Origin of the sequence: Amycolatopsis sp. NPDC102389, from assembly GCF_044765885.1 — a bacterium.
Classification (GTDB): Bacteria; Actinomycetota; Actinomycetes; order Mycobacteriales; family Pseudonocardiaceae; genus Amycolatopsis.
Genome location: NZ_JBIWKX010000122.1, coordinates 1 through 7432, shown reverse-complemented (window position 1 = coordinate 7432; position 7432 = coordinate 1). Strand labels below are relative to the sequence as shown.

General features: G+C 67.4%; 7 protein-coding genes. 6 read left to right on the top strand and 1 reads right to left on the bottom strand.

From position 1 onward, the window contains the following. Positions 1 to 633, bottom strand: a 633-nt coding sequence (locus ACIRGA_RS40675; protein WP_400952870.1) for a TetR/AcrR family transcriptional regulator, incomplete at its 3' end; no start/stop codon positions are given. Between the two features lie 171 nt (positions 634 to 804). Here ACIRGA_RS40675 and ACIRGA_RS40670 point away from each other — a divergent pair. From ACIRGA_RS40670 to ACIRGA_RS40645, 6 genes are all read left to right on the top strand, one after another. Next, positions 805 to 1530 carry an alpha/beta fold hydrolase gene (locus tag ACIRGA_RS40670; RefSeq protein WP_400952867.1) on the top strand — a complete coding sequence of 242 codons (726 nt, stop codon included), beginning with the start codon at positions 805 to 807 and terminating at the stop codon, positions 1528 to 1530. A gap of 121 nt (positions 1531 to 1651) precedes the next feature. Beyond that, positions 1652 to 2683: a VanH-AOV family D-lactate dehydrogenase gene (vanH, locus tag ACIRGA_RS40665; RefSeq protein ID WP_400952864.1), complete on the top strand. Its 1032-nt coding sequence runs from the start codon at positions 1652 to 1654 to the stop codon at positions 2681 to 2683. Between the two features lies 1 nt (position 2684). Beyond that, positions 2685 to 3725, top strand: a complete 1041-nt coding sequence (vanA-Ao2, locus tag ACIRGA_RS40660; RefSeq protein ID WP_400952861.1) for a D-alanine--(R)-lactate ligase VanA-Ao2 — start codon at positions 2685 to 2687, stop codon at positions 3723 to 3725. After that, complete coding sequence (gene vanX, locus ACIRGA_RS40655) at positions 3722 to 4330, top strand: D-Ala-D-Ala dipeptidase VanX (RefSeq protein ID WP_400952858.1); 609 nt, start codon at positions 3722 to 3724, stop codon at positions 4328 to 4330. The genes vanA-Ao2 and vanX overlap by 4 nt, the downstream gene beginning before the upstream one ends. Positions 4331 to 5530: 1200 nt before the next feature. Next, positions 5531 to 6328, top strand: a complete 798-nt coding sequence (locus ACIRGA_RS40650; protein WP_378428452.1) for a winged helix-turn-helix transcriptional regulator — start codon at positions 5531 to 5533, stop codon at positions 6326 to 6328. 137 nt (positions 6329 to 6465) lie between these two features. Continuing rightward, positions 6466 to 7308: a prephenate dehydrogenase gene (locus ACIRGA_RS40645; protein ID WP_400952856.1), complete on the top strand. Its 843-nt coding sequence runs from the start codon at positions 6466 to 6468 to the stop codon at positions 7306 to 7308. Positions 7309 to 7432 lie beyond the last annotated feature (124 nt).

Sequence of the window (7432 nt, the reverse complement as noted above, 5' to 3'; positions counted from 1 at the left end):
GGGCGGCCTGGTTGTGTGTGTGTTGTGTTGGTGGGGGTTGGGGGGGGGGGGCCGCCCCGCCGGGGGGGGGGGGGGGGGGGGGGGGGGGGGGGCGCGGGGCCCCACCCCCCCCCCCCCCCCCCCCCCCCACCCCCTCGACCCATCGCTGCTCGTGAGGGCGAGGTGGAGCTGGCGTGCCCACCAGCGGACTTGTGCGGAAGCGTCGTCCGCGGCGGCGCCGGTGAGCCCGGCGCTGCGCCGGAAATCGCTCCCGTACAGGGCCTCGGTGGCCATCGCCTGGTGCAGGGCGGCGACGGCGAGCCGTGTGTCGTCGAGCGAAGCGCCGGGTGGGCGGAGCCGGTGGAGGGCGTCGACGACCGGGTCGAGCATGCCGCTGCCCGGGTCGCGCCAGCCCGCGGCGTGCAGCGCCACCGCGAGCTCGCCGTAGCCATCCCGGTACAGCGCGTGGAGGGCCTCGACGAGTTCGAGCAGGTCGGCGCCGCGGTCCAGCCAGCCGGTGAGGAGTTCCCGAAGCGCGTCCCGCAGGCGTCGGCCACCGTGCCGGAGGAGTTCGGCGAGCAGCTTCTCGCGGTTGCCGAAGTGATGGGCGACGCCGGCGTCGGTCATGCCGACCCGCGCGGCCACGGCGCGCATTTGGACGGCGGCGACGCCGGACTCGCCGAGCAGTGAAGCCGCGGCGTCGAGGATCAGCCGCCGGGCCTCTTCGGGGGTCCGGCGTGCTCGGGATGTCGTCACGCTCGGGATCGTACCTTGATGTGCCAAGGTATCCGCGCTACCTTGACTGTCCAAGGTAAGGGGGATGCCGTGTGTACCGAAATCAGTCTCGACCTGGGCGAGGTCACCTTGCGGGGCACCGTGACCGGCGCCGGGCCGACGGTCCTGCTGCTCCACGCGGGCGGGGAGCGTCGCGATGTCTGGGCGCCGATCGCCGCGGTGCTCGCCCGTCGTGGCTTCCGGTCGGTGGCCTTCGACCTGCGTGGTCACGGCGACAGTTCCGGCCGGGCGACCACGCTCCGGACGCTGGCGGACGACGTGGCCGAGATGATCGGGAGCCAGCCCACGCCGATCGTCCTCGTGGGCGCGTCGGTCGGCGGTCTGGCCGCCATCGCGGCGCTCGCGGATCCCGCCGTCGCGGCCCGCGCGTCCGGGCTCGTGCTCGTCGACGTCGTGCCCGACCTGGAGCCGGGCCGGGCGCGCGCGTGGCTCGACTTCCATGGGATCGGCGGCCGCTACACCCGCCTGGTGGACGACGTCCTCGGCTCGGGTCCCGCCCTGTTCGCGACGGCAGGGGCCCTGGATCTGCCCATTCTGGTGGTGCAAGGCGGCGAGGGATCGCCGCTGGCCGACGCCGATGTGAACCGCCTGCGCACGGCCAACCGCCGGGTCGCCGTCGCCCGCGTTCCGGCGGCGGGTCATCTCGTGGCCAGAGACGCTCCGGAAGAGCTCGCGGACCTCGTGTCGGCGTGGCTTTGTGGCATCCGTCACGGGACGGTTTCGACGCCGGGAGCGGGCGGGCAAGATCTGCGTTAGCGCTGTGCGGCGCAGGTGAGCGACAACGTCGTGCACTGGGCGCTACCAGTTGGTAACTTATTGTCGGGCCATCGAAAACCCCATAAGAAGCGGCGACATCGCGCTGCCTACAATGTCGGGCATGACCTACAGCGAACCAGCGCGATCAGCTGCCCCTCGCACCGGATCGCCGGCGTCCGCCTCCTCCTCGGCCGTCTTGGCGAGGGGAATCACGATTTATGGTTGCGGACAGGACGAGGCCGCCTTGTTCCGCGAGATGGCCCCTCGTTTCGGTATCATTCCGACCATCGAGGAAGCGCCGGTATCCGAGGACAATATCGAGCTGATCGCCGGAAATCGCTGTATCAGTATCGGGCACAAGACCCGGGTCACGAACTCAATTCTCGACGCACTCGGAAAAGCGGGCGTCGAATACATCTCCACCCGGAGCATCGGTTTCAACCACATCGATGTGGACTACGCGGCGAGCGTCGGTATCACCGTGGGCAACGTCGCCTACTCGCCCGACAGCGTCGCCGACTTCACGCTGATGCTGATGCTGATGGCGGTGCGGGACGCCAAATCCATCATCCGCCGCACCGAGGTCCACGACTACCGGCTGAACGAGGTGCGCGGGAAGGAACTGCGCGATCTGACCGTCGGGGTGGTCGGAACAGGGCGTATCGGCGTCGCGGTGCTCGACCGGCTGCGTGGTTTCGGCTGCCGGGTGCTGGCCTACGACACGCTGCTGACCGCCTCGGCCGATTACGTCCCGCTCGACGAATTGCTCCAGCAGAGCGACATCGTGACGCTCCATGTGCCGCTCAACACGGATACCCATCATCTTCTCGACCGGAAGAACATCGAGCAGATGAAGGACGGCGCGTACATCATCAACACCGGACGTGGTCCGCTCATCGAAACCGAAGCCCTCATTTCGGCATTGGAAGACGGAAAACTGGGCGGAGCGGCATTGGACGTCGTCGAAGGAGAGGAGGGCATCTTCTACGCCGACTGCCGGAACAAGCCGCTACAGAGCGAAACGTTGCTGCGGCTGGAAAAACTGCCGAACGTGCTCATCAGTCCGCATACCGCCTATTACACGGACCACGCGCTGAGTGACACTGTTGAAAACTCCATCATCAATTGTCTCCAATTCGAAAGCGGGAAGTAGTATGGGTAGGCTGAAAATCGGAATCCTGTTCGGCGGTCTTTCCGAAGAACATCCTATCTCCATCAAATCTGCGCGCGAGGTCCAGAAGCACCTCGACCTCGAGAAGTACGAGCCGTTCTACATCGGGATCACCCGGAGTGGTTCCTGGCTGCTGTGCGACGGCCCCGCCGAGGATTGGGAGAACGGGAACGTCCGTCCGGCCGTGCTGTCGCCGGACCGCGGGGTGCACGGGCTGCTCGTCCTCGACGAGGGCAAGTACGAGACGATCGCCCTCGACGTGGTACTGCCGGTGCTGCACGGCAAGTTCGGCGAAGACGGCGCGGTGCAGGGCCTGCTGGAGTTCTCCGGCATCCCCTACGTCGGCTGCGACCTGCCGAGCTCGGTCATGTGCATCGACAAGTCCCTCACCTACTCCGTCGTCGGCAGCGCGGGGATCGCGACGCCGACCTTCCACACCGTCACGCCGGACATTGACGTCGACCCGGACCAGCTGAACTACCCGGTCTTCGTGAAGCCCGCCCGTTCCGGTTCGTCGTTCGGCGTCAGCAAGGTCTCCTCGAAGGAAGAGCTGCCCGCCGCGCTGGCCGAGGCGCGCCAGTACGACGCGAAGATCCTGATCGAAGAGGCCGTCATCGGCAGCGAGATCGGCTGCTCGATCCTGGGCGACGGCGAGAACCTGTTCGCGGGTGAGGTCGACCGGGTCGCGCTGACCCACGGCTTCTTCAAGATCCACCAGGAGGAGAGCCCCGAGACCGGCTCCGAGAACTCCAGCTTCATCGTCCCCGCCGACATCCCGGACGAGGCGCGCGACCTGGTCCAGAAGACGGCCAAGGTCATCTACCGTGCCCTGGGCTGCAGCGGACTCGCGCGGGTGGACCTGTTCCTCAAGGAGGACGGCAGCGTCGTGCTCAACGAGGTCAACACCCTGCCCGGCCTGACCTCGTACAGCCGCTACCCGCGGATGATGAACGCCGCCGGCCTCTCGCTCGGCGACGTGATCGACCGGCTGGTGAACCTGACGCTGGCGGGCCGTGACGAATGAAGGATGATTTCGTCTTCGTAGACGAGGTCGTCCCCGGAATCCGCTGGGACGCCAAGTACGCCACGTGGGACAACTTCACCGGCAAGCCGGTGGACGGCTACCTGGTGAACCGGATCGTCGGCACGCGTGCCTTCTGCGCGGCGCTGGAGAAGGCACGGGACAAGGCCGAGGCACTCGGCTTCGGACTGCTCCTTTGGGACGGATACCGCCCGCAGCGCGCCGTGGACCGCTTCATGCGCTGGGCGGAAGAGCCCGAAGACGGCCGGAAGAAGGCACGGCACTACCCGAACATCGACCGGCCGCAGATGTTCGAAAAGGGCTACGTCGCCACGAAGTCGGGCCACAGCCGGGGCAGCACGGTGGATCTGACGCTCTACCACCTCGGCACCGGCGAGCTCGCCGACATGGGCGGCGACCACGACCTGATGGACGTCGTCTCGCATCACGGTGCGGAGGGTGTGCCGGAAGAGGCCGCGAAGAACCGTGAGCACCTCTGCGCGATCATGGAGGGCTCGGGCTTCAGCTCGTACGAGTGCGAGTGGTGGCACTACAACCTGAAGGACGAGCCGTACCCGGACACCTATTTCGATTTCCCCATCGAGTAAACGGGCACGTGAAGGCCCTCTTCTCTCGGCGCAGGCCGCGGGAAGGGGGCCTTCGTGCTTTCCGGGTGCGCCGTCCCGGCCGGCCGTGAACACCATTTCATCCCATGAATCACCGGGTGGCTGTGCGCACGAAACCTCCGTCCGTGGATCGGCGTGGACGGCCCTGGGCCGGCCGGATTCCACCTTGCCAGCCTTCGCTTTGCTCTCGGTGTTCCACGGGGACCAGACCGTGAGACGCGGACTCGGCCGTTCGTGTGAACAAGTGTCGAAGAACGGAACATGAACCGACGGGAACGGTGATCATCCGAGTAGAAGGACAAGCCGCGCGAACGGCCTAACGAGACCTGCGAACAGTCCAATCCGGAACGCCCGGACAAGCATGTACGCGGGTGCCTTACTTATGTTCGCCAATCGAGTCAATACCGCATGCGGAGTTTCGGATATTGATCTTGGAGGCTTCCTTCACTACGAAAATCACACTGTTCGTCAATTGCCGACATGGATTGTTCATGCCATGCTGCACATGTGCGCATCAGCTGGGGCTGACATGGTGTGCGCGCTTTACTGGGGACAGGGGGGACGCGTCGGGTGACTCGCGACCACGAGGCAAACCAAAGACTTCACTCGCCGAACCTCTGAACCGGCCATAAAATCGGACATGTCCGAGACCTCGCACTGAAGCGGGTGTCGGTTTCGTCAGGCTGACCGAGTGTCGGCCCTGCCGGGCCTAAACCGTCGAGTGTTCGTCTCACGGATCGCCGTCGGGGCGATGGGAGGATGCCGTTCAGCTTCGGTAGTTCGTCGGAATACGCGCCAACGGTCAGCTGGGAGACCGTGGCGGCGGACCGCTCTTCCGCGGATCTGCCCGATGGCGCTTGAGGGATCCTCACCGTCGAGGACACCCCGCCCTGCGGCCGAGGCTGGCGTCGGACGGGTTCATGGTGTCCAACCACCGAAGCCGAACACTTGGACGGTGGGGTTTCCGTGGCGTGTCCAAATAGTTGATGAATCAACAGATTCAATGGGGGCTAGGTGGATCCGACGAGAGTTGACTTGTCCGCTCTCCCTGTCGTCGAAATCGAGCTGTCGAGACTGTCTTCTGCCTGTTCGCCGCGGACTTCGGGCGAAGATCCAGAGCACGTCGAGACGCTGTTGTCGGCGGAGTGGGAGCTTCCGCCCATTCTCGTTCACCGACCGACGATGCAGGTGGTCGATGGCCTGCACCGGCTGAAGGCGGCACGAGTCAGGGGCGATACGAAAATTTCCGCGAGGTTCATCGACGGCGCCGAGTCCGACGCCTTCGTCCTCGCGGTGGAAGCGAACATCCGGCACGGGCTGCCGCTTTCGCTCGCGGATCGGAAACGGGCGGCCGTCCAGATCATCGGGACGCATCCGCAATGGTCCGATCGGCGCGTGGCCTCGGCGACCGGCATTTCCGCCGGAACGGTGGCGGACCTGCGCAAACGGGGCGGCGAAGGCGGAAACGGCGCCAGGATCGGGCGGGACGGGCGGATCCGTCCCGTGGACAGTTCGGAGCGGCGGAAGCTCGCCGCCGACCTGATCCGCAACGATCCCGGCCTTTCGCTCCGTCAGGTCGCCAAGCAGGTCGGCATCTCCCCGGAGACGGTGCGGGACGTGCGCGGCAGGCTGGAACGGGGTGAAAGCCCGACCCCGGACGGGAGCAGGAGGCTGCGGACCAAGCCGGATCCGTTGAGCCTCACGGAAACCGACCTCGGTCATTCGCTGGACCGGGAACGGCTCACCGTGCTGGAGCGGCTCAAGGCCGACCCGGCGCTGCGGCTGAGCGAGGTCGGCCGGATCCTGTTGCGCATGCTCGCCATGCACTCCATGGACGGGCAGGAATGGGAACGGATCCTGCACGGTGTCCCGCCGCATCTGTACGGCGTGGTCGCCGGGTTCGCCAGGGATCACGCCCGGGTCTGGGCGGGGTTCGCGGATCACCTGGAGAACCGGGCGACCGACCTGGCCGCACGATGATCGCGGACGGCGGCATGTAGGCGCGGACCGGGCGAAGGGGACTTTTCCGCTTCATGCGGTGAAAGTCCCCTTTTCTCTTGCGCGGTGCCCAGTTCGCGCGGCTCGACATCGCCGGGTGCGCGGCCTAAGAAGTAGCTGTGACCATCGAGAAGGCGCTTGTCGTCGGCACCGGCCTGATCGGCACTTCGGCCGCGTTGTCCCTTCGCGAAAAGGGCGTGGCGGTTCACCTCTCCGACGTCGACGCGCAAGCCGTACGGGTGGCGCGGGAGCTCGGCGCCGGCCGCGAATGGACCGGCGAGGAGGTGGACCTGGCGGTGATCGCCGTCCCGCCGCATCTCGTGGGGGAGCGGCTCGCGGAACTCCAGAAGCGGGGCGCGGCACGGGCGTACACCGACGTGGCCAGCGTCAAGGTCGATCCGATCGCCGACGCGGAACGGCTCGGCTGCGACATGACCTCTTACGTGCCAGGGCATCCGCTCGCCGGACGGGAGCGATCCGGCCCGGCCGCGGCCCGGGCGGGGCTGTTCCTGGGCCGCCCCTGGGCGCTGTGCCCCGGACCTGGAACCGGGGCGGAGGCACTGCGGCTGACCCGTGAACTGGTGTCGCTGTGCGGGGCCGAGGCGGTCACCGTCGGCGCCGCCGAGCACGACTCGGCGGTGGCGCTGGTGTCGCACGCTCCGCACGTGGCCGCCTCGGCGGTGGCGGCGAGCCTGGCGAGCGGCGATGACGTCGCCCTGAGCCTCGCCGGGCAGGGATTACGCGATGTCACCCGGATCGCCGCGGGGAATCCGTTGCTGTGGCGGAAGATCCTCTCCGGCAACGCGGTGCCGGTGGCGGCGGTGCTCGACCGGATCGCGGCCGATCTCGCCGCGGCGGCCTCGGCGCTGCGGGCAGGCGATCTGGAGGACGTGACGGATCTGCTGCGGCGCGGGGTGGACGGGCACGGCCGGATCCCCATCGGCCGGTCCAGCAGGTCTTGACGGGTCGTGGGGGGGGGGGGGGGGGGGGTGTGCCACTGCACTAGCCACCGCACCCGACGAGAAAATGGAAGTCACGGGTGGCTGGGGTGTCGCGCGGCGGTGGGAGCCGCTGAGCCAGCGCGCC